This is a genomic window from Amycolatopsis sp. NBRC 101858, from assembly GCF_030269325.1.
Taxonomy (GTDB): Bacteria; Actinomycetota; Actinomycetes; order Mycobacteriales; family Pseudonocardiaceae; genus Amycolatopsis; species Amycolatopsis ponsaeliensis.
In genome coordinates, this window is sequence record NZ_BSTD01000004.1 from 632,893 (window position 1) to 653,480 (window position 20,588).

22 protein-coding genes, 2 tRNA genes and 1 pseudogene are annotated in these 20,588 nt (G+C 72.2%); 15 read left to right on the forward strand and 10 right to left on the reverse strand.

Annotated elements, in window-relative coordinates; genetic code table 11:
* From QSK39_RS31695 to QSK39_RS31705, 3 genes are read left to right on the forward strand one after another with little or no spacing between them, the layout of a single operon-like run.
* Positions 1-318, forward strand: coding sequence for a hypothetical protein (locus QSK39_RS31695; RefSeq protein WP_284745683.1), 318 nt, complete (start codon positions 1-3; stop codon positions 316-318).
* The gene (locus QSK39_RS31700) at positions 318-3,545 is read left to right on the forward strand and encodes a WXG100 family type VII secretion target (protein WP_285481515.1); all 3,228 of its coding nucleotides are present in this window, start codon (positions 318-320) and stop codon (positions 3,543-3,545) included. The genes QSK39_RS31695 and QSK39_RS31700 overlap by 1 nt, the downstream gene beginning before the upstream one ends.
* Positions 3,546-3,553: 8 nt before the next feature.
* The gene (locus QSK39_RS31705) at positions 3,554-3,946 is read left to right on the forward strand and encodes a hypothetical protein (RefSeq protein WP_285481516.1); all 393 of its coding nucleotides are present in this window, start codon (positions 3,554-3,556) and stop codon (positions 3,944-3,946) included.
* 16 nt (positions 3,947-3,962) lie between these two features.
* Here the strand turns inward: QSK39_RS31705 and QSK39_RS31710 are convergent, their stop codons facing one another.
* The gene (locus tag QSK39_RS31710) at positions 3,963-4,772 is read right to left on the reverse strand and encodes a class I SAM-dependent methyltransferase (protein ID WP_285481517.1); all 810 of its coding nucleotides are present in this window, start codon (positions 4,770-4,772) and stop codon (positions 3,963-3,965) included.
* Between the two features lie 26 nt (positions 4,773-4,798).
* On the opposite strand from QSK39_RS31710, the gene QSK39_RS31715 reads away from it, so the two are divergent.
* The 3 genes from QSK39_RS31715 (at position 4,799) to QSK39_RS31725 (ending at position 6,870) form a co-directional block, all read left to right on the forward strand.
* The gene (locus QSK39_RS31715) at positions 4,799-6,373 is read left to right on the forward strand and encodes a glycoside hydrolase family 13 protein (RefSeq protein WP_285481518.1); all 1,575 of its coding nucleotides are present in this window, start codon (positions 4,799-4,801) and stop codon (positions 6,371-6,373) included.
* A 132-nt stretch (positions 6,374-6,505) separates the two neighbouring features.
* On the forward strand, positions 6,506-6,694 hold the full coding sequence (locus QSK39_RS31720) for a hypothetical protein (protein WP_285481519.1): 189 nt from the start codon (positions 6,506-6,508) through the stop codon (positions 6,692-6,694).
* Entirely contained in the window at positions 6,694-6,870 is a 177-nt protein-coding gene (locus QSK39_RS31725) for a hypothetical protein (RefSeq protein ID WP_285481520.1), read from the forward strand. Before QSK39_RS31720 ends, QSK39_RS31725 begins: the two co-directional genes overlap by 1 nt.
* 14 nt (positions 6,871-6,884) lie before the next feature.
* Here the strand turns inward: QSK39_RS31725 and QSK39_RS31730 are convergent, their stop codons facing one another.
* On the reverse strand, positions 6,885-7,784 hold the full coding sequence (locus QSK39_RS31730) for a PfkB family carbohydrate kinase (RefSeq protein ID WP_285481521.1): 900 nt from the start codon (positions 7,782-7,784) through the stop codon (positions 6,885-6,887).
* A 224-nt stretch (positions 7,785-8,008) separates the two neighbouring features.
* Here QSK39_RS31730 and QSK39_RS31735 point away from each other — a divergent pair, with 224 nt between their 5' ends.
* From QSK39_RS31735 to QSK39_RS31745, 3 genes are all read left to right on the forward strand, one after another.
* A complete protein-coding gene (locus QSK39_RS31735; RefSeq protein WP_285481522.1) occupies positions 8,009-8,404 on the forward strand; it encodes an anti-sigma factor antagonist in 396 nt (131 codons plus the stop codon).
* Between the two features lie 320 nt (positions 8,405-8,724).
* Positions 8,725-8,797, forward strand: a tRNA-Leu gene (locus QSK39_RS31740).
* Positions 8,798-8,810: 13 nt separating this feature from the next.
* Positions 8,811-8,884: transfer RNA gene (locus tag QSK39_RS31745), tRNA-Cys, on the forward strand.
* 244 nt (positions 8,885-9,128) lie between these two features.
* On the opposite strand, the pseudogene QSK39_RS31750 reads toward QSK39_RS31745, so the two are convergent.
* A pseudogene (locus QSK39_RS31750) lies at positions 9,129-9,590 on the reverse strand (polysaccharide deacetylase family protein); the annotation flags it as partial.
* On the reverse strand, positions 9,587-10,627 hold the full coding sequence (locus QSK39_RS31755) for an MGDG synthase family glycosyltransferase (protein WP_285481523.1): 1,041 nt from the start codon (positions 10,625-10,627) through the stop codon (positions 9,587-9,589). The gene QSK39_RS31755 and the pseudogene QSK39_RS31750, both read right to left, overlap by 4 nt.
* Positions 10,628-10,957: 330 nt before the next feature.
* Here QSK39_RS31755 and QSK39_RS31760 point away from each other — a divergent pair, with 330 nt between their 5' ends.
* Positions 10,958-11,251: a hypothetical protein gene (locus QSK39_RS31760; protein WP_285481524.1), complete on the forward strand. Its 294-nt coding sequence runs from the start codon at positions 10,958-10,960 to the stop codon at positions 11,249-11,251.
* Between the two features lie 28 nt (positions 11,252-11,279).
* On the opposite strand, the gene QSK39_RS31765 is transcribed toward QSK39_RS31760, so the two are convergent.
* The 5 genes from QSK39_RS31765 to efeU form a co-directional block, all read right to left on the reverse strand.
* A complete protein-coding gene (locus tag QSK39_RS31765; protein WP_285481525.1) occupies positions 11,280-12,203 on the reverse strand; it encodes a M56 family metallopeptidase in 924 nt (307 codons plus the stop codon).
* Positions 12,200-12,565 (reverse strand): BlaI/MecI/CopY family transcriptional regulator, encoded by a 366-nt coding sequence (locus tag QSK39_RS31770; protein WP_285481526.1) that lies wholly within the window; start codon positions 12,563-12,565, stop codon positions 12,200-12,202. The genes QSK39_RS31765 and QSK39_RS31770 overlap by 4 nt, the downstream gene beginning before the upstream one ends.
* A 25-nt stretch (positions 12,566-12,590) precedes the next feature.
* A complete protein-coding gene (locus QSK39_RS31775) occupies positions 12,591-13,502 on the reverse strand; it encodes an undecaprenyl-diphosphate phosphatase (RefSeq protein WP_285481527.1) in 912 nt (303 codons plus the stop codon).
* Positions 13,503-13,564: 62 nt separating this feature from the next.
* Complete coding sequence (gene efeO, locus QSK39_RS31780; RefSeq protein WP_285481528.1) at positions 13,565-14,689, reverse strand: iron uptake system protein EfeO; 1,125 nt, start codon at positions 14,687-14,689, stop codon at positions 13,565-13,567.
* A gap of 2 nt (positions 14,690-14,691) precedes the next feature.
* Complete coding sequence (efeU, locus tag QSK39_RS31785) at positions 14,692-15,537, reverse strand: iron uptake transporter permease EfeU (protein ID WP_285481529.1); 846 nt, start codon at positions 15,535-15,537, stop codon at positions 14,692-14,694.
* Positions 15,538-15,771: 234 nt separating this feature from the next.
* Between efeU and QSK39_RS31790 the strand changes: the two genes are divergently transcribed.
* The 3 genes from QSK39_RS31790 (at position 15,772) to QSK39_RS31800 (ending at position 18,017) form a co-directional block, all read left to right on the forward strand.
* The gene (locus QSK39_RS31790) at positions 15,772-16,125 is read left to right on the forward strand and encodes a hypothetical protein (protein ID WP_285481530.1); all 354 of its coding nucleotides are present in this window, start codon (positions 15,772-15,774) and stop codon (positions 16,123-16,125) included.
* A gap of 21 nt (positions 16,126-16,146) precedes the next feature.
* A complete protein-coding gene (locus QSK39_RS31795; RefSeq protein ID WP_285481531.1) occupies positions 16,147-16,779 on the forward strand; it encodes a DedA family protein in 633 nt (210 codons plus the stop codon).
* A gap of 155 nt (positions 16,780-16,934) precedes the next feature.
* On the forward strand, positions 16,935-18,017 hold the full coding sequence (locus QSK39_RS31800) for a phosphodiester glycosidase family protein (RefSeq protein WP_285481532.1): 1,083 nt from the start codon (positions 16,935-16,937) through the stop codon (positions 18,015-18,017).
* Here the strand turns inward: QSK39_RS31800 and QSK39_RS31805 are convergent.
* On the reverse strand, positions 17,968-19,263 hold the full coding sequence (locus QSK39_RS31805) for a sensor histidine kinase (protein WP_285481533.1): 1,296 nt from the start codon (positions 19,261-19,263) through the stop codon (positions 17,968-17,970). The genes QSK39_RS31800 and QSK39_RS31805 overlap by 50 nt on opposite strands.
* A gap of 97 nt (positions 19,264-19,360) precedes the next feature.
* On the opposite strand from QSK39_RS31805, the gene QSK39_RS31810 reads away from it, so the two are divergent.
* A complete protein-coding gene (locus QSK39_RS31810; RefSeq protein ID WP_285481534.1) occupies positions 19,361-20,050 on the forward strand; it encodes a response regulator transcription factor in 690 nt (229 codons plus the stop codon).
* Between the two features lie 70 nt (positions 20,051-20,120).
* Positions 20,121-20,555: a DUF1707 SHOCT-like domain-containing protein gene (locus QSK39_RS31815; RefSeq protein ID WP_285481535.1), complete on the forward strand. Its 435-nt coding sequence runs from the start codon at positions 20,121-20,123 to the stop codon at positions 20,553-20,555.
* Positions 20,556-20,588 lie beyond the last annotated feature (33 nt).

The window sequence follows — 20,588 nt, forward strand, 5'->3', positions numbered from 1 at the left end:
ATGAGCGGCGGGGGGTACACCGCGACGACGGAAGCGTTGTCGACGGCGTCCAAGACCATCGGGGACCTGGCGGAGCACCTGCTGGACGACAATCCGGACCTGGAGACCCCGCAGGTGACCGCGGAGGGCTTCGGCCGGGCGCACAACGCCCACGCCGCGAAGTACACCGCCGGCGCGCAGGCGCTGTGGGCCGCGGTGTCCGGCTACAGCACCACGCTCGGTTCCTTCGGCACCAACCTCGGCACCGCCGGGTCGAGCTACAGCGCCAACGAGGACAACCAGTCCGGCGCCATCACCAACGCCGGGGGCTCGCTCTGATGGCCGAGAAGAAGAAGTGGTCCGACGTCAAGGCGATCCTCGACGACCCGAGCGTCCCCGCCGGGCAGAAGAGCGCGCTGATCAGCAGCTGGATGCGCGAGAACCCGCCACCACCGCCGTTCCTGGCCGACCAGGAACCGGACGACATCAAGCAGAAGCGGCAGGAAGCCGAGAAGTACGCCGGCGCCTACAACGCCAACCCGCTCTTCGCCGGGCAGTCGGTCGACGAGGCCTACGACAAGGCCAAGTCGAGCGGCGACCAGAACTCCTACAACGAAGACCAGGAGAAGAAGGCCGTCGACGACGGCAAGACCAAGCTCAACGACACGAAGCCGCCCGCGGCCGGCGAGAACGGCGGTGACGCCACCGGCACGAAGACGTCCGACGAGATCTTCGACGCCGCCGCGCCCGCGCTGAAGCTGTTCGAGACCTTCGGGTCGCTGCTGGCGAAGGTCCCGGCCGACTGCCGCGGCAACACGCGCGCGATCGACCTCGACAAGGACATCCGCGTCCCGTTCGACGAGCAGCGCGGGATCAGCTTCGCGAACTTCGTCCAGGACGCCGCGCACTTCAAGACCGGCTCCGAGACGGTGGACCGCACCCTGGACGACACCGGTTCCCAGCTCGGCAGCCTGTACAAGACGTGGAGCGGCGCCGGCGCGGACGCCGCGTCCGACACCTACAACGACAAGATCCAGCCCAAAGCGGCGAAGCTGTCGCAGACGCTCGGCGACGTGAGCGAAGCGACGAAGACCACCGCGACCACGGTGTTCCAGCTGTGCAAGGGCAAGGCCGACGCCGTCATCGGCATGTACACCGACCTGGTCGGCAAGGCCGACTACACGATGGCGCAGAAGGTCATCGCGGTCGCCAGCGGAGAGCACGGCAACGAGCAGGACCTCGCCCAGATCGCGGGCTGGATGGACCTCAACTTCGGCACCAACCTGGTCAAGACGCTCAACGACCAGGGCTGCTGCGACGGCGACGAGATCAAGAAGCACGGCCAGGACCTGGCCAAGCAGTGGATCCAGAACCAGTTCAACCCCGACATGTGGGACCGGCTCTACAAGGGCTTCGAGAAGACCTGCAAGGACACCAAGGAGCTCGTCGACCAGGCGTACGACGCGCTCGACAAGGTCATGGGCAAGGTCAAGAACGAGTTCGAGGGCGTGAGCATGCCGGGCGGATCCGGCACGGGTGCGCCCGGTGGCCCCGGCACCACCGGGGGCGCGGGCGGTGGCCCCGGCGGCTCGGGCTCGGGCAGCGGATCGGGTACCGGTGGGTCCGGCTCGGGTTCCGGCTCCGGTTCGGGTTCGGGTTCCGGCGGCTCGGGGGCCGGCGGGGGTGGCGGCCAGGTGCCGCCGATTCCCGAGGGCGGCTCCGGTTCCGGCGCGCCCGGCGGTGGCGCGGGCTCCGGGGGTTCGGGTACCGACCTGCCCAGCGGTGCGGGTGGCGGCTCCGGCAGTGGTTCGGGCAGTGGCTCCGGCGCGGGTGGTGGCGGTGGCCCGATCCCGTCGATCCCCGACGTCTCCGGCGGTGGCGGGTCCGGCTCGGGCAGTGGCTCGGGTTCGGGCTCCGGCAGCGGCGGCGGTGGTTCGATGCCGCCGATCCCGGATCTGGACACTTCCTCCGGCGGCGGTTCCGGCCTCGGGTCGGGTGGCGGTTCGGGCTCCGGTTCCGGTTCGGGGTCCGGTTCCGGTTCTGGTTCCGACGACACTTCGCCGTCGGCGTCCGACGACGGCAAGGCGCAGGCGGCCGCGGCCGCCGAAGCGGCCAAGCAGAAGGCAGCCGACGCGCTGAAGGAGTTCAGCGGCGAAGGCATCAAGACGGACTCCGGCGAGGGCGCAGGCGGTCTCGGCGGCGGCAGCGGTTCCGGCAGCGGCGAAGGCCTCGGTGGTGAAGGTCTCGGCGGCGGGTCCGGCACCGGCGGCGGTTCCGGGTCCGGTTCGGGCGGCGGTTCCGGCTCGGGTTCGGGTGGTTCCGGCGGCGCCGACGACGGCAAGGCCGCGGCCGAACAGGCCGCGGAAGAAGCGAAGCAGAAGGCGGCCGACGCGCTGAAGGAGTTCAGCGGCGAAGGGATCAAGACGGACTCCGGCGACGGCGCGGGTCTCGGTGACACCGGCTCCGGCGAGCCCGGCGCGGACAAGGACGGCGACGGCAAGCCCGACAACCCGCTGGGCGCCGACAAGGACGGCGACGGTAAACCGGACAGCCTGCTCGGCGAGGACAAGGACGGCGACGGCAAGCCGGACCACCCGCTCGGCGAGGACAAGGACGGTGACGGCAAGCCCGACGGCCTGCTCGGCGACGACAAGGACGGCGACGGCAAGCCGGACAAGCTCGGCGACGACACCCCCGACACCCTCAAGGTCAAGCAGGGCGACAAGACCTTCGAGATGACCGAACCCGACTCCGACGGGAAGATGGACATCAAGGTCGGCGACGGGTCCGACGCCGCCAAGGACTTCAAGCTCGACTGGTCGAAGGACGCCGACGGTCCACAAGGGACCGACGACACGTACTGCCCGGGCCCCGACGGCAAGATCCACATCGAGGACGGCGACCTCAAGATCACCGCCGAGCGGCCCGACGGCCCGGACGGCCCGACCGTCGTCACCGTCGACGACGGCAGCGGCACCCCGACGACCTACACCCTCGGCGAGGACGACAAGCCCTCCGACGTCCTCGGCGACACCCCCGACAAGAAGATCGACGAACTGCCCACCCACCGCGGCACCCTCGACGACCTCACCTCGCACGGCAGTGACGGCCCCGGGGCGCACGACGGCGGCAGCGGCGGTGGTCACGACGGCGGTGGTCACGGCGGTGGTGCGCCGGCCGGCATCGGCGGTGGCTCCCACGGCGGCGCCGGCCTCTCGGCGGCCGGTCTCGACCCCGGCGGCGCGGGCGGCGCGTCCGGGCTCGGCGAGACGCCGATGTCCGGCGGCGTCCACAGCGGCGTCGGTGCCACCCAGGCCCAGCCCGCCGCGGCGTTCGCCCCGGCCGGCGCGTCGGCCGGCTCCAGCGGCCAGTCGGGGATGACCGGGATGGGCGGAATGGGCGCGATGGGCGGTGCCCACGGCGGCGCCGGGGGCGGGGACACCGAACGCCGGTCGCCGGCCTACCGGATCGAAGGTGCCGTCTTCGACAACCTCGGCGAGCCCGGCCGCCGGATCATCGGCTCCCTCAACGACGACGATGACCCGCCGTCCGCCCGGACCTGGTAGGAGCACGCATGAGCGAGATCGACGCGATGAAGGCCGAGCTGGACGGCCTCGTCCGCGAACAGTCCGAGCGGCGCGTCCTGCGCGAGCAGCGGGGCGAGGAGATCAAGGCCCAGTCCCAGGAGTACATGACCAAGCAGGTGCAGGCGGCCGAACGGTACGTCCAGCACGTGCGCGAAATGGCGCAGCGCAAGACGAAGTCGGGCTGGAGCACCGACCGGGGCACCACGGAACCGCCCTCGGCCTTCGCCGCGGACGCCTTCGGCGACGAGCCCGGGGCGGGGTCGCCGTTCGCGCCGTCGGCGGAGCCGCGGCACGCGGCCCGGGACGACGCCCCTCGCCGCGCCCGCCGGTCGCGCGCGGCCGAGGCCGACGACGACGGCTACGACAACAACCCCTGGTAACCGTCCACAGTGGACGTCACGGCTGCCAGAGGTCGACCGCGATCTCGCGCAGCCGCTCGGTGAACGTGCCGGCCGGGCTCGCCCGGTGCAGCACCGCGCGCAGGTCGGCCTCGAACTCCGCGCGGCGGTCGCCGAACAGGTGCGGCGCCGCGCTGGACAGCGAGAAGACACCGGCGACGACCTCGTCGGCGGTGCGGGTGACGTCCCGGCCCGCGACCTCGAACCGCCGCGGCCCGCGGAACCCCGCGGTGCGGTAGATCTCCGTCTCGCCGCCGGCGGTGCCGTCCGGGAGCGTGCCTTGCCCGGCGCGCCGCACCGACCCGAGGTACGCCCGCACCAGCTCGGTGATCTCCGCGCGCGGCACCGATCCCTCGACGCCTTCGTGCGTCGTCGCGTGCACGTGGGCGCAGGCGCCGCCGGGCGCCAGCATGCCGCGCACCGCGGCGGCGACCCGCTCCCGGTCGAGCCAGTGGAACGACTGCGCGAAGGTGACCAGCCGGAACCGGCCGAGCCCGGCGGGCAGCTCCTCCGCGCGCCGGTGCACCCAGCGGCAGTTCCCGATCCCCGCCTCGGTGGCCAGCCGGTCCGCTTCGCCGAGCATGTCCGCGTCGGCGTCGAGCCCGACCGCTTCTTCGAACGAGCCGGCCAGCAGCAGCGTGAGCGAGCCGGGCCCACAGCCGACGTCCAGCAGGCGGCCGGACCGGTCGAGCTCCAGCTCGGCCGCGAAGGCCGCGGCGAGCTCCGGGGGATAGCCGGCGCGGCCCCGCGCGTAGTAGCCCGCACTGCCCGAATAGAGGGACGGATCCCACTTCCACGCGTCGCTCACGGCTCCAGCGTAGATACTCGGGTGTCATGGACTCCGCGAACTGGTGGCGCGACGCCGTCGTCTACGAGGTCTACGTACGCAGCTTCGCCGACGCGGACGGGGACGGCACCGGGGATCTCGCGGGCCTGCGCTCGCGCCTGGGCCACCTGGCCGACCTCGGCGTCGACGCGGTGTGGACCACGCCGTGGTACCGCTCGCCGATGGTCGACGGCGGCTACGACGTCGAGGACCACCGGACCCCCGATCCGCTGTTCGGCACCGACTCCGACGTGCTCGACCTGGTCGCCGAGGCCCACCGGGCCGGCCTGCGGCTGCTCGTCGACGTCGTGCCGAACCACACCTCCGACCGCCACCCGTGGTTCCGCGCCGCGCTCGACGGCGGGCCCGAACGCGCGCGGTACCACTTCCGGCCGGGGCGCGGCGCGGACGGCGAGCTGCCGCCCACCGACTGGCGCAGCGTCTTCGGCGGGCCGGCGTGGACGCGGGTGGCCGACGGCGAGTGGTACCTGCACCTGTTCGCCCCCGAACAGCCCGACCTCAACTGGGACGACGCCGCGGTCCGCGCGGAGTTCGAGGACCTGCTGCGGTTCTGGTTCGCCCGCGGCGTCGACGGCGTGCGCATCGACGTCGCCCACGGCCTGCTCAAGGACCCGGCGTTCCCCGACCTCGGCGTCGAGGACGAGGAGATCGCGCGGCCGCCCGACCGCAGCTCGCACCCGCACTGGGACCTCGACGGCGTGCACGAGATCTACCGGTCCTGGCGCAAGATCGCGGGGGAGTTCGGCCCGGACCGGGTGTTCGTCGCGGAGGCGTGGGTCGACCGGCCGGACCGCCTCGCGCGGTACATGCGCCCGGACGAGCTGCACACGGCGTTCAACTTCGACTTCCTCCGCTGCGACTGGGACGCGGCCGCGTTGCGCGAGGTGATCGACCGGACGCTCGAAGCGCTGGAAGCGGTCGGCGCGCCCGCGACGTGGGTGCTGTCCAACCACGACGTCGTCCGGCACGTGACGCGGTTCGCGCCCGGCGGCGACCTCGCGCTGGGCCGGCGCCGGGCCCGGGCGGCGCTGCTGCTGATGCTCGCCCTGCCCGGCGGCGCGTACCTCTACCAGGGCGAGGAGCTGGGCCTGGAGGAGGTCGAGGACCTGCCCGAAGCCGTGCTCGCCGACCCGACGTGGGAGCGTTCCGGCCACACGCGCCGCGGTCGCGACGGCTGCCGGGTGCCGCTGCCGTGGTCGGGGACGGCGCCGCCGTTCGGGTTCACGGCCGAGGGGACCCGCCCGTGGCTGCCGCAGCCGGCCCAGTGGCGGGCGGCGACGGCCGAGGCCCAGGCGGTCGATCCGGGTTCGATGCTCCGGCTGTACCGCGCGGCCCTCGCCGCCCGCCGGGCGCACCCGGCGCTCGGGGACGGGACGTTGACGTGGTCACCGTCGGCTCCTGGGGTGCTGTCCTTCGCGCGGGAGCCGGGGTTCGGCTGCGTGGTGAACCTGTCGGCGGAGCCGTGCGAGCTGCCGGAGAGCTCGCGGGTGCTGCTGTCGAGCGTGCCGATCGAGGGCGGCCGGGTGCCGGTGGACGCGGCGGTGTGGCTCGTCCGCGACTGAAGGGCCGCGGGAGGGCTCGCCGGGAGTTGAGCGAATATCACCCGGGCGGGTTGAGTGAAGCGGTGTGAAACCGGGAGCGGCGGGGTATCCGGTCGCGTTCGTTGCCGCTCTGCCCGAGCCGGAGGTCGTCCGATGCCCGTCCGCACCCCGCGCCCGCCCGCCACCGACGTCGTGGCCATGGCGCTGAAAGTCCTGGTGGCCCAGGGTATGACGGGCGCGGCCGCGCAGGCCGCGCTGATCTCGATGGCGCAGGAGCGCGGCCTGGCGGTGCGGAACTGCGCCGCGCTGGTCGTGGCCGCCGTCGACCGGAGGGTGGGTTGATGGCCCTCGCCGGGGGATTCTCGCGGGCCGGCAACGCCGACACCGGCGGGGGCGTGCTGCTCGCCGTCGGGCTGGTCGTCGCGTTCTTCGGCTGGTGGTCCTGGTGGGCGGTCGTGGGCATCGCGCTGACCGCCGCCGGCGTCCTGTGGCTCGCGACGGCGAACCGGCACGAGTAACCCGGCGGCCCCGCTCAGGCGTCGACGGTCTCGAGCCGCCGGGGCTGCAGCCGGTCCAGGACCGGACGCGACAGGTGCGGCCGCCCGCCCGCGTGCTCGGTCGTCGCCGCGGCGGCCGCGACCGCCAGGCAGGCCGCCGTCTCCAGCGGCCGGCGGCGGGTCAGCGCCGCGGTCAGGGTCGCGACCAGCGCGTCCCCGGCCCCGGCCGGGTCGACCACCTCGGTCTCGACGTGCGGCACGAACCACGCCTGGCCCGGCCCGGCGAACAGGTGCCCCTGCCCGGCCACTTCGAGCACGACCACCGACGGCCCGCGCCGCCGCAGATCGGCCGCGGCGCGGGCCGCACCGGCGACGTCGTCGGCCGCCTCTCCGGTGAGCAGCTCGGCCTCGTGCCCGTCGGCCCGCACGACGTCGGCGAGCGCGAGCAGGCCGGCGGCGTCGCGGCCGGGAGCGCCGTCCAGGACGACCCGCGTGCCCGCCGTGCGCGCGAGCCGGGCCGCCAGCAGGGCCGTCGGGGCGGGCTGGCGCAGCTGGACGATGAGGGATCCGGCGGCCGAGATCGGGGCGGCCGCGGCGACCACGTCGGTCTCGGTCACCAGGGTCGCGTCCGGGATGTGCTCGAGGTACCGGCGGCGGCCGTCGTCGTCGACGACGTCGACGATCACCGCCGTCTCGGTACCCGGCCGGCGGACCACGTGCGTGGTGCCGATCCGGTCGGCCCGGGCGCGGGCACGCAGCGCGTCGCCGGCGGCGTCCTGCCCGACGACGCCGACCAGCGAGACCGTCACACCGAGCTGGCTCAGCGCCAGGGCCTGGTTGGCGCCCTGCCCGCCGAGCAGCTCCGCCGGGTCGTCCGGGGCCTCGAGCACCAGGTCACGGGCGATCTGCCCGACCACCACGACTTCGCTGAACATCACGGGTACCGCCGGTCCATGGCGCCTCCTCGGTTGGCGAATATCGGCTACCCGGGCCCGGGCGGGCGGCAAACCGCCCGTTCGGGTCGTCTGCGGACACGATCGGCGGGCGTCCACGGCGAAAGAGGGCGTTTCCGTTCCGGCGGTTTGGGTACCAAGATCCCGACGTTGATCACCTCGCTGCGACGCCGGCCCCGCGCCGGCGCGGAAGGCCTGCCGAAACCGTGTCCCCCACGTTCCCGGTCCCCACCCGGTCCGCGCCCCTCGTGGCGCGCCGGACGGAGTACCGCCCCGGTCTGCTGGTGCTGACCTTCGCCGGCGAGATCGACACCCTGACCCTGCCGATCCTGCAGCGCGAGCTGGTGGAGTCCCCACCGGGCACGACGGTGGTGAACCTGTCGAAGGTGGCGTTCGTCGGCCTGGCCGGTGCCCGCGCCCTGGCGGCGGCCGCGGAGCTCGCGGGCCAGGAGGGCGGGCGGCTGGTCGTGGTGGCGAACAGCCGCACCCTGGCGCGGCTGTTCCGGATCACGGGACTGGCGGCGGTGCTCCCGATGTTCGCGTCGCTGTCGGACGCGCTGCGGGAGCTGTTGGCCTCAGGGATGCAGAACGCGGCAGGCTGAGCGGTGGTTTCCGGCGGTGAATGCGCCGGAGATAAATGATTGACGGCGGAGCCGGGCGGGTGCATGATGAATGGACATCACCTCGGGAATTTCGGCGGGAGCAAGTCATGACGAGCACGAGCACGCGGGCGGCGGGAAACCTCGCATGTCTGCCGTGTGCGCGACTCGCCTGCCTGCTGGGTGGTGCAAGCTCCCCGCCGTGACGGGAAACCGTCAGGTCAGGGAGCCGCCCCTCGGGAAACCGAACCGGGCGGCTTTTTCGTTGTTTCTTTATTTGGCGTGCCGGGGATTTATTTGAGTCCCGCCGGTGCTTTTGTTTCGCCCCTGTAGCCCAACGGAAGAGGCAACGCGCTCAGAACGCGTTCAGTCCAGGTTCGAATCCTGGTGGGGGTACTCGGTCTTCACCGGCCCACTTCACGACGGTCGTGCGCCGGCCTGCAAAGCCGGACGGTCCGGGTTCGACTCCTGGGTGGGCCTCCACGGCCGCTTCCGGACGCGGCAGCGGCCCGACGGCCAAGCCGCGGCGGCGGCAGTCTTCGATGAGGCCGGGGAGTGCGCCGAGAGTGGCTCGCCAGGCGCCGTTGCCGGTGGTGACGTCGCTGTCGTGCAGGAGGATCGTGCCGCCGTTCCCGAGGTGGCCCGTGACGCGGCGGCGGATCGAGCCGGGTGTGCAGCTCTCGGTCCAGTCGAAACCCCAGGTGCTCCAGAGGATCGGCGTGAGACCCAGGCGCCGCGCCGAGATCAAGGATGCCGTGCTGAAGACGCCGTAAGGCGGGCGGAACCAGCACGGTCGCGAGCCGGTCAGGCGGTGGAGCAGGTCGCGGGTCGCGCGCAGGTCGCGGTGGGTTGCCCGAGGCGATCGGCGCAGCAGGCAGCGGTGGTCCCAGCCGTGCACGCCGACGTCGTGGCCGGCGGCGGTGATGGCCCGGACGACGTCCGGGGCCCGCTGTGCCTGGACGCCGAGCAGGAAGAACGTGGCGCGGACGTCGTGGTCGGCCAGCACCCTCAGGAACCGGGGCGTCGAGGCGGCGGAGGGGCCGTCGTCGAAGGTCAGCGCGACCTGCCCGGGTGTGGTCGCGCCCGCCAGGCGCGGCAGGAGCGCGCGCCGGGGACCGGGCAGGAACGCCGCGGCCGGCGCGGCGTGGGCGGCGAGGGCCAAAGTGGCGAGCGCGGCAGCGGCTTTCACGTGGGCTCCATCAGTTTTTCCAGCAGTGTCACGGCGTCTTGGGCGGCGAGGAGCCGATCGTGGGGACGCGCCGCGGTGAGGAGCGCCCCGAGTTCGTGGCGGGCGCGGATCCAGGGGACCAGCCCGATCCGATCGAGCACGGCGGCGTTGGCGCGGCCGTGGCCGGGCAGGCAGCGGTAGGCGAGGACGGGCAGCCCGGTGGCGAGTGCTTCGGACGTCGTCAAGCCGCCCGCGTTCTGGACGACGACGTCGACGGCGTGCAGGAGCCGGGGCATGTCGTCGACCCAGCCGAGGACGTGCCGGTGTCCGGCGGCGAGCAGCTGCGCGCGCAGCGCGGTGTTGCGGCCGCACACGACGATCGGGATCGCCGCGCCGGTGGCCGCGACGTCGGCCGCGGTCTCGCGGACCTGGCCCACACCCCAGGAACCGGCGACGACGAGGGCCAGGCGGCCGTGGCCGGGCAGCCGGAAGGCGCGCCTGGCCCGGTGTCGTTCGTCCGCGCTCGCCGGGTGGAAGCCGGAGCGGACCACGGGGGCGGTGACGGCCGTGTCCATGGCTCCGAGCGTCCGTGCCTGGTCCGCTGCCGGGCGGTTCGGGGCGAGGTACAAGTCGGCTCCGGGGTGCACGGCCAGCCGGTGCACCGCGGGATCGGTCAGGTAGACGCCCACCGGTGCGGTCAGGACGCCTCTGGTGCGCAGGGCGCCCAGCGCCTGGGTGGCCAGGGGGTAGGTCGAGACGAGCAGGTCGGCACCACGGACGAGCGTGGACAGGCGCGGTTGCGCGAGGGTGGCGGCCCGGGCGGCCAGCGCGGCTCCCCAAGTGGTCCCGAGCGCGCTCAGCGTCCAGTCCCAGCTGCGAGGGACGACCTCGAGCTGGCGGTGGTAGAAGGCGCACACGCGCGGCCCGAGCGACCCGGGCAGGAGGTCCAGGTAGTCGGCTACCTCGACGTCGTGGCCGGTCAGCCGGTCGGCCAGGGCGTAAGCCGCTCCGTCGTGCCCGGCGCCCACGCGCGCCGAGACGATCACGATGCGCGCCATGACCCGCTCCCATCTACGACAACTAAGTAGAAGTTCTACACGACCGTAGATTAAGGTTCGGTTATCGGTCCATGGTCACGGGTCGTCGAGCGGGGTATTCGTCCGAAATGGGCGAGTGGTGTCGCGGCTCTCGGCGTGTTCCAGTCCAGCGCTGAGAAGCTCCCGGCCTCCGGCGGGCAACCCGGCGGCTACCTACCGGGCGGCATGACCCCGGACCGGTGCTGACGTCGGCACGGCCAGTCGCCCACCGGTCCGGACGCGCTGATCCGCATCGACGACGGCAAGCTGCTGGATGGCCTCAACGCCGAGTGGAAGGCCACCCGCCCGGGAGTGAGCGACCTCGTCGCCCACTCGACCGACGACGACGCGATGCTGTTGTGGCTGACCGATCGCTCGCCGGCCACCACCGAGTTCACGAAGCGGTACCTGCTGGCGCAGAACGGAACCGGCACCGACCACGCCGGCGCGGCCAAGCCGTTCACCCGCTCCGGCCCCGGCGGTGTACGCGGGTGCCGATGCGGCGCGTTACGACCGCGCGGTGCCGCTCGGGGCCACGACTCGGATCGCGCCGACGATCTTGCGCCTGCTAGGCCTGGATCCTCGGTCGCTGAGGGCAGTACGTGAAGGGGGACGCGGGTGCGCCCGGGCTCGGCTAACCGCCTGCGTGGTCGGCCTGTGCGACTTCGATCCCGTCGTGCAGGTCGGCCGCGCTGTCGAGGGCGGTTTCGGCCGACAGGCCCGCGACGGCGATGACCAGTGCGCTCAGCACTACCGCCGGGACCCGGCTGCGAACCCGCGGTGCCGGCGTCAGCAGCGCTGACACCCGCTGCGGGACCGGGCCACCGGTCGCGGCGAGGGCGAAGCCGGGGTGCGGACGGCCGGCGAGCGCGGCCTTCGCGACCGCGTGCGCGACGACCGTGCGGTCACCGACGCGGCGCGCGGCCGCTTCGTCGGCCCAGCGCTCCAGTGCGAAGCCCGCCGCCGAGCACAGCGGCCGCAGCAACGGGTTCAGCGTCGAGGACAGCGTCAACGCGATCAGGAACAGGTGGTGGCGTGAGGCCAGGTGGGCACGCTCGTGGGCCAGCAACGCCGAGCGCTCCCGCGGGTTCAGTGCCGCCAGCATGCCGCTGGAGACCGCGATCCGCCCGCCGCGCCCGGGGACCGCGAACGCCACCGCGGCCTCGCCCGGCAGGACCACGATCCCGTCGCGGCCGTGCTGGTCCAGCTCGCGCGACAGGCGCCGGGCCCACCGGATGTACCGAATGGTGGTGCGGGTCAGCAGGACCGCGAGCACGCCTAATACACCGCCGGCGGCGATCGACAGCGGCACGTCCACGCCGTTCAGCGTGCGCACCGCTTCCGGCGACCAGTGCCCGAGGGCGGCGACGACCGGGATCAGCGACAGCCCGGAGAACGCCAGCAGCGTCAGCGCCGCGGTGCTGCCCGCCGCGAGCACCAGGCTGCCCGCGGTGAGCAGCCAGCTCGCCGGTTGCGGTGCCAGCCGCGGCGCGACCAAGCGCGCGGCGGGCCATGCCAGCAGAGGTAGCAAGAGTGGGATCAGCAGGTCGGTGCTCACTTCGAGCCGCGCAGGAGGTCTCGCAGGACGGCTTCGTCGGAGTCCGACAGCTGCGTGACGAACCGCGCCAGGACGCTGCTGCGGTCGGGTTCGCTGTCGAGGACCTTCGTCATCTTCCGCGCGGCCAGCCCGGCTTCGTCGTCGGTCGCGGCGTAGTGGAACGCGCGTCCGTGCTTCTCCCGGGTCACGATGGCCTTGTCGTGCAGCCGGGTGAGGATCGTCACGACCGTCGTGTAGGCCAGCTCGTCTTCGAGGCGGGCCTGCACGTCGGTGGGGGAGAGCGGTTCGCCGGCGCTCCACAGCACGTTCAGCACCTCGGCTTCGAGGGCTCCCGGGGCGCGTCGTGCCGGTTCCTTCCGCATCCTTCGAATCTACACGGCTGTCGTATCAGCGGAGGGTCAGCACGGCCAGCGCGCCCGCCCCGGCGAGCACGCAGTAGACGGCGAACGGCGTCAGCGTGCGGGTGCGGAAGTAGCGGGTGAGGAACCGCACGGCGAGGTAGGCGCTGACGAACGAGGCGAGGCTGCCGACCAGGACCTGGCCGTGGATGCCGGCGCCGAGCGGGCCGAAGAGGTCGGGGATCTTGAGCACGCCGGCAGCCAGGATCACCGGGGTCGCGAGGAGGAAGGAGAAGCGGGCGGCGTCCTCGTGGGACAGGCCGCGCAGCAACCCGGCCACCATCGTCACGCCGGACCGGCTGATCCCGGGGAGCAAAGCGAGCACCTGGGCGCTGCCGATCAGGACGCCGCGGCCGAAGGACATGCGCGACAGGCGTTCGTCTGCCGCGATGTCGGCGTCCGCGGCGGCACCGGGTGAGTCGGCCGGGACCGGCGTCGCGGTCGCGTTCGCCCGGCGCCGCAGGAGTTCGCCGCCGTAGAGCACGACGCCGTTGGCGATCAGGAAGGTCGCGGCCGGGATCGGCTTGCCGAGCGCGGTGCGGAACAGGTGCTCCAGCAGCAGGCCGCTCACCCCGACCGGGATGGTCGCGAGGACGATCAGCCACGCGAGCCGCTCACCGGAGGTGCGCACCCGGCGGTGCCGGATCGAGCTGAAGAACCCGCCGATGATCCGGACCCAGTCCCGGCGGAAGAACAGCAGCAGCGCGGCGGCGGTCGCGACGTGCAGGCCCACGATGAACGCCAGGTACGGCGACTCGGGGGCCGACACGCTCAGGTCCTGGGCCCACCGCCCGCCGACCACGGCCGGGATCAGCACCGAGTGGCCGAGGCTGGACACCGGGAACAGCTCGGTGACGCCCTGGAAGGCGCCGACGACGATCGCTTCGAAGTAGTCCAGCACAGCGCCTTCCCAGGGGTATTACTACGGTGATGTAGAAATACTACCTGACTGTAGAAGTCGGCCTACTCGGCCACGGCCTCGGCGACCTTGCTCAGCGGTTCGGACAGGGCGTCGACCGCGGAGGCGAACTCCTTGATCCGGTCTTTCGGCAGCTCGGTGTAGAGCTTGAAGGTGTCGCCGGTGCGCTGGGCGTCGAGCAGCTTCTGGACGTCGGCGAACCGGCTGTCGATCGCGGACACCAGCGCGCGGTCGCGCTGGGTCAGCACCGGGCGCAACGCCTGGATCGCGGCTTTCGAACCGTCCACATTGGCCTGGAAATCGGAGAGGTCATTGTGGGAGAAGGCTTCCTCCTCGCCGGTGATCTTGCCGGTGGCGACTTCGTCGAGCAGGCTCTTGGCGCCGTTGGCCAGGTCGAGCGCGCTCAGCTGCAGCGCGGCCGCTTTCCGGCCGAGCGTGGTGACGTCGTTCGCCAGCTGGTCGGCGACGGCCGCCGTGTCCGGTTGCAGGCCGGTGACCCACAGGTCCTTTTCGAGGCGGTGGAAGCCGGTGAACTTCCGGCCCGGCTGCAGGTCGGCTTCGCGGACGTCGATCGCCGGGTCGAGGTCGCCGAACTTGGCCGCGACCGGCTCGATGCGTTCGTAGTAGACGCGGGTCCGGGCGTACTGGGCCTTGGCGGCGGCGACGTCCCCGGCCTTGATCGTCGCGGCGAACTTCTTCGTCTCATCGGCGAAGGCGCCGGTCTGGCTGGTCACGTAGCGGGCGTAGCCGTGGGCGGCGCCGGCCAGCTCGGCGTTGGCGTCGGTGCCCTTGGCCGCGCCGCCGGTGACGGTGAACGTGCCGCGGATCCCGGTGCCGGCCATGCCCGGTTTGCAGGCGGTCTGGTAGGTGCCACCGGTGGCGACTTCGACGATGAGGCGCCGGTTCAGGCCGGGGGCGATGTTCTCGACCTCGCCCATGATCCGGTCGCCTTCGCCGTAGAGGTAGAACTCGGTGACTTTGCTGCCCTGGTTGGAGATCTGGAACGTGATGTTCCCGGCCGGCGCGGTGCTCGCCGACACCTGGCAGGCCGTGTCCGTGGCGGTGACCGAAATCGGCCCGCCGGGCGCGGCGGCCTGGGGCTGGGCGTCGCACGCCGTGAGGAGGGCGAGAGCGGTCACTGCGGCACCGGTCCGCGATGCGGTCGGCATGGTCACTCCTTCGGTCCGGCCGCGGCCGGGGAAACGGTCGCCTCGGCTCGCGCCGGGCGCAGGAACAGCGGGAGCACGATCGCGACGTAGGCGACCCAAGCGATCGCCTGGAGCGCGGTGGTCTGCTGGGAGTAGTTGAAGATGCCCTTGAGCAGCGTGCCGTACCACGAGGCTTCCGGCAGGACACCGGAAGCGTCGAAGGCCAAAGTGGACAGACCGGGGAGGAAACCGCCTTCCTGCAGGTCGTGCAGGCCGTAGCCGAGCACGCCGGCGGCGACGAACACCAGCAGCACGCCGGTGATCCGGAAGAACTTCCCGAGGTCGAACCGCAGCGCGCCGCGGTAGAGCAGCCAGGTCAGCGCGACGGCGATGAGAATTCCGATGGTGAAGCCGAGCAGGGGGAGTGCGGTCTCGCCTCGGGCGGTCTGGACGGAGGCGTAGAAGAAGACGGACGTCTCGAGGCCTTCGCGGCCGACGGACAGGAACGACACGAGCGCGATCGCCAGCGGGCCGAGCTTCAGCGCGTTCTCCAGCTTCCCGCGCAGCTCGGCGGAGATGTGCCGGGCGGCCGTGCGCATCCAGAAGATCATCGCCGTCACGAAGGCGACCGCGACGACGGACAGCACGCCGCCGACCAGTTCCTGGTGCTCGAAGGTCAGGTGGGCCGTGGTGTAGGTGAGGATCGCGCCGACGGCGATCGACAGGGCGACGGCGGCGGCGACTCCCGGCCACACCCAGCGCAGTGCCGATCTCCGGTCGGTCTTGACGAGGAAGGCGACGAGGATGCTCACGACGAGCGCGGCCTCGATCCCTTCCCGCAGGCCGATCAGCAGGCTGGAAAACAGCAACGCGCGACTCCCTGGTGCTCCGGTGACGAGCTGAACTCCGCCAGCATTAGGTAAGGCTCACCTTCAGATCCAGGGGGTTGCCGGGAAGTTAGCCCAACTTTAGGAACGGGCAAAACAGGCATCGGCGCGGATCGTGCTGATGGGCGGCGGTCGTCGGCAAGCATCTTCCAGCGCCCGGCAAGCGCGCGGTTGACAACGCTGTGGCGGCTGCGGTAGGCGGCGCACGCTGGTGTCATGTGCACCTTGCGGAGGCCGGGCGCCGTCGCGCGGCGCATCTGGCTGCTGAGGCCGATCTTCGTGCGGTCCGCGCGGGGAACTGGCCGGCTCGAAGTCTTTCTCCTGCTCGTGCTGAGCCTGCTCGTCGTCGTGTCGGTCGCGACGGTCCGCCCGGGCATCCCGGTTCCGGCCGGCTCGGCATCGCGTGGCGGGCAAGCGGCTCCGCCGCTCAGGGGTGCCGAGGCGTTCACCACGGCGATCCTCGGCGGGCTCGTCGGGGAGGGTGTCGTGCTGGTCGTGCTCGGTGGCGTCTACCTGCTGCGCGGGGCGGGTGGCAGCCAAAAACGACATAGGTGTAGAACTACTACATAGATGTCGAAGAGGAGGTGGCCGATGAACCCGTTGAGCGCGACGTCGTGGTTGTCCAGCCTCGGCACGGCGGGGGTCTTCCTCGTGCTGTTCGCCGAGACCGGCTTGTTGATCGGGTTCTTCCTGCCCGGTGACTCGCTGCTGTTCACCGCAGGCTTGTTCTGCACGACCAGCGCGACGGCGACGGTGCACCTCTCCCTGCCGGCGGTGCTGGTCGCGTCCGTCGCCGGAGCGCTGGCGGGCGCGCAAACCGGTTTCCTCCTGGGGCGGCGCGGCGGACGAGCGCTGCTGGCCAAGTCGCGAAACCCTCACCTGCATCGCGGCATGGCACGGGCGGAGGAGCTCTTCGGCAGGTACGGGCACGCCAAAGCGATCGTCCTCGCGCGGTTCGTCCCGGTCGTGCGGACCGTGCTGAACCCGCTCGCCGGCATCCTCGCCGTGCCCGCGCGGACGTTCACGATCTGGCAGGTCCTCGGCGGGCTCCTGTGGGCGGTCGGCGTCACGCTCGCTGGTTACGTTCTCGGCTCCAGTATCCCCGGAATCGACCAGTACCTGCTGCCGATCGTCGCGCTCGTCGTCATCGTCTCGCTCATCCCGCTCGCACTGGAATTGCTCCGCAGCCGGAAGCGGCGCAGCGAGACCGGCGATCGCGCTTAACCATTCGCTAGCAATTCGATGGACTGGCTCGAACCGCGGGATCGTTACCGTGACCTATGGTCGATGTAGTCAGTCAAACCGGAAATCCGTCCTTTTCCCGGCCGCCGGTCAAACGCCGTAAAAAGCGATTGCGCCGCGCGCTGGTCGTGATTGTGGTGCTGCTCCTCTATCCGGCGGTCACCTACGTCCAGGCCCTCACGGCGCCGGGTGCGGCGACCTTCACCGCGCGGACGGCCGACTGGGCGCGGCAGATGGGTGCCGGGCCGCTCGTGAACGCGCTGGAGAACTGGTACTACACCCGGCATCCGCCGGCCGACGGCGCCCCCGACGTGAACGCGCTCCCCGTGCCCGTGGCGCCGCCGGCGACGTCCGCCAACCCGGCGAACGCGCCCGCCGCGCTGCCGGCCCTGCCCGGAGCGCTGCGGGGCGAGGGCGTGTGGGTGCCGGGTGCCCGGATGGCCGGTGGCCGGCCTGCCGACTACACGACGTTCGTCCGCCCCGATCCCGCCCACGCCAGCGTGGTGGCCGCGGTGGTGGCCTTCGACCAGAAGTGGACGAACCTGCACCTGATCGCCGGGACCAAGGAGCCGGGCGGGCACTGGCCCGAGGGCGCGCAGGTGCCCGGCACCCTGCGGGCGTCGTTGCTGGCGACCTTCAACTCGGGGTTCAAGTTCCGCGACACCCCAGGCGGCTTCTACGCCGACGGCCAGACCGCCCTCCCGCTCAAGAACGGCATGGCCTCCCTGGTCATCGACAAGTCCGGCGTGGCGGACGTCGGTGTGTGGGGCCGGGATGCCGGCATGACCCCGGATGTCGCGGCGGTGCGCCAGAACCTGGAGCTGGTCGTAGACGGCGGGAAGCCGGTGCCCGGGTTGTCCGGCAACCCGGCGGGGCAGTGGGGCAGCGCGAAGAACCAGTTCCAGTTCACCTGGCGCTCCGGGATCGGCGTCGACGCGCAGGGCAGGCTGATCTACGTCGCCGGAGACCAGCTCACGCTGACCGCGCTCGCGGACGCGTTGTCGACCGCGGGTGTGGTGCGCGGCATGGAGCTGGACATCCACGGCGGGATGGTCAGCGCGAACCTGTTCCGGCCGGACCTCGCCGGTTCGTCCCCGAAGACGCTGACCGGGGACATGCCGACCCCGCCGGACCGCTACCTGTCGGCCGACCAGCGCGACTTCTTCGCGGTCACCGCCCGAGCGGGCGCGCTGACCGGGCCGAAGGCAGCAGCAGGGTGAACGTCGTGGGGTCCGGGCCGCCGAGCCGCAGGCGGCCCCCTTCGGCCTCGGCCAGGTCCCGGGCCAGGGCGAGGCCGATGCCCGAGCCGCCGGCGCCGCTGTGGCCGCGGGTGAACATGTTCACCACGTCGGCGGCGTCCCGTCCTTCGTCGGCGACGTCGATGACGAAAGCGTCTCCGCTTTCCCTCGTCGTGATCGTCACCGTCCCCCGGCCGTGGACGACGGCGTTGTCGAGCAGGACGCCGAGGATCTGCCGCACCGCGGCTTCGGCCGCTCGCGGTCGCCCCGACGCCTGGCGGTCGATCCGCAGGCGACGGCCTTGGCCGGCGAGCAGCCCGCTCCAGCCGGCCACGACATCGCGCAGCAGGCCCTCGGGGTCGATCACCCCGCGATCCTCCGGTGGCCGGCCGGCCAGCGTGACCAGGTCGTCGATCGTCGTCTCCAGCCGGTCCACCGTGGTGAGCGCGGCTTCCACCGCGGCTGCCACGTCCTGGCCCGGCGGGTCGAGGGCGGATTCGAGCTGCAGGCGCAGCCCGGCCAGGGGAGTCCGCAACTGGTGTGACGCGTCCGCGGCCAGCGCGCGCTGCCGGTCCAGTGCGTCCCCGATCCGGACCGCGGCCTGATCCAGTGCCTCGGCGAGCTGGTCGATCTCGCCGATGCCGCTGACCGGGGCGCGGACGGTGAAGTCGCCCCCGCCGAGCCGGGCGGCCGCGCCGGACAGGTGTTCGAGGGGCCCGGCGACGCGGGCGGCGAGCCGCGAAGCCAGCAGCCAGGTCAACCCGAGGGCGGCGGCGGCGAGCCCGGCCATCGCCAGCCAGGAGACCGCGACCTTCTGGTACCACTCGGTGTGCGGGGTCGACGCGCGCACGATGCCCTGCAACCGGGAGTCGTGCAGGATCGGCACCGCGACCACCAGGTCCGCGCCGACGTCCCCGGTCGCGACCTCGCCTCCCTGCGCCTGCCGCACGATTGCGTCGCCGTCGGCCGGACCGTGACCCGTGAGCAGCGTTCCGCCGGGGGTGTACAAGCCGGTCGTGTCCTCTTCGGACCCCGGGAACTGCGGCAGGCCGACGTGGGTGAGGACGTCGTCGGCGATCGACAGGGCAGCCGCGTCGGCGGTGCGCTCGAGCTCCGTGCGTTCATCCTGCGCGAAATAGCTCGCGACGCCGACGGCCAGCGGTGCTCCGAACAGCGTGGTGGCCAGCAGTGCGGCGGCGACGGCGAGCAGGATGATGCGTCTGCGCATGTCCTCAGTCTGCCCGGTGGAACGCGCTTTTCACCCGGCGAAGGTTAGCGTTCTGCTAAATCCGGTATTCGTGATCGGAAACCGGATAGAATTCGTCATGGCCGCTGTTCTTCTCGTCGAAGACGATGAAACCATCGGGAGCCTGCTCGAATCCGCGCTCCGCATGCACGACTACGACGTGATGTGGTCGCGCACGGGTGGTGACGCACTGCGCCGGATGCAGATCGACGAATACGACATCGTCCTCCTCGACCTGGGGCTGCCGGATCTCGACGGCATCGAGGTGTGCCGGCGGGCGCGGGGGATCACCCCCGACGCCCTGATCATCATGATCACGGCGCGGACGCAGGAGATGGACGTCGTCGTCGGACTCGAGGTGGGCGCGGACGACTACCTGACCAAACCGCTCCGGTTGCGTGAACTGCTCGCCCGGCTGCACGCGCACCTGCGCCGCGGGACGTCCAGCGTGGTGCCGTTGCGCGTGGGGGAGATGGTCGTCCAGGTGGCCGCCCGGCGGGTGACCCTGTCGGGGGACGAGATCGCGTTGCGGCCCAAGGAGTTCGACTTGCTGCACCGCCTGGCGCAGGAGCCCGGCGCGGCCATCAGCCGGGACACGCTGATGGCCGACGTGTGGGACACCCACTGGCGGGGCTCGACCAAGACGTTGGACGTCCACATCGTGACGCTGCGCCGGAAACTCGCCGGCGCGGCGACGAGTTCGGCGCCCGCTCCCACGATCACGACGGTGCGCGGCTACGGGTACCGCCTCGAACTGCCCGCTCCCTGATGGTTCTTGCCGGGCGTTAACCCGGTCCTAGCCGGTGATGAACGCGAAACCCGATAGCTTGGCGGTGGATATGCGCAGCGATGAGAGCGATCCGAGCGGGATCCGGTGCTCGGACGCCGAACGGGAAGAGGCTCGGCAGCACCTGGCCGAGGCCGCGGGCGAAGGCAGGCTCACGGTCGACGAAGTGGAAGAGCGCCTGACCCGGGTCGCCGCGGCCCGGTACCGGGACGAGCTCGCCGGGACCGCCGCGGACCTGCCCCCGCGGACGGCCTCGGCGAGTTCGTCCGCCGGCTGGGCTCCGGTCTTCGGCTCGGCCAAGCGACAGCTCGGTGCGGACGTCGCTACTCTCCTCGGCCGCGGTGAGGCGGCGGTCGGCGGCAACCGGCGCCTGGTCATACTGATCGCGGCAGTGGCGGCCTTGCTCGTCTTCGCCGCGCTGGTCGTTGCCGCGCTCCACGGCTTCGGAGACGACGGATTCGACCACCACGGCGTCGATCGAGGCTGAACCAGCGGTGGCCGGCCGGCCACCGGTCGAACC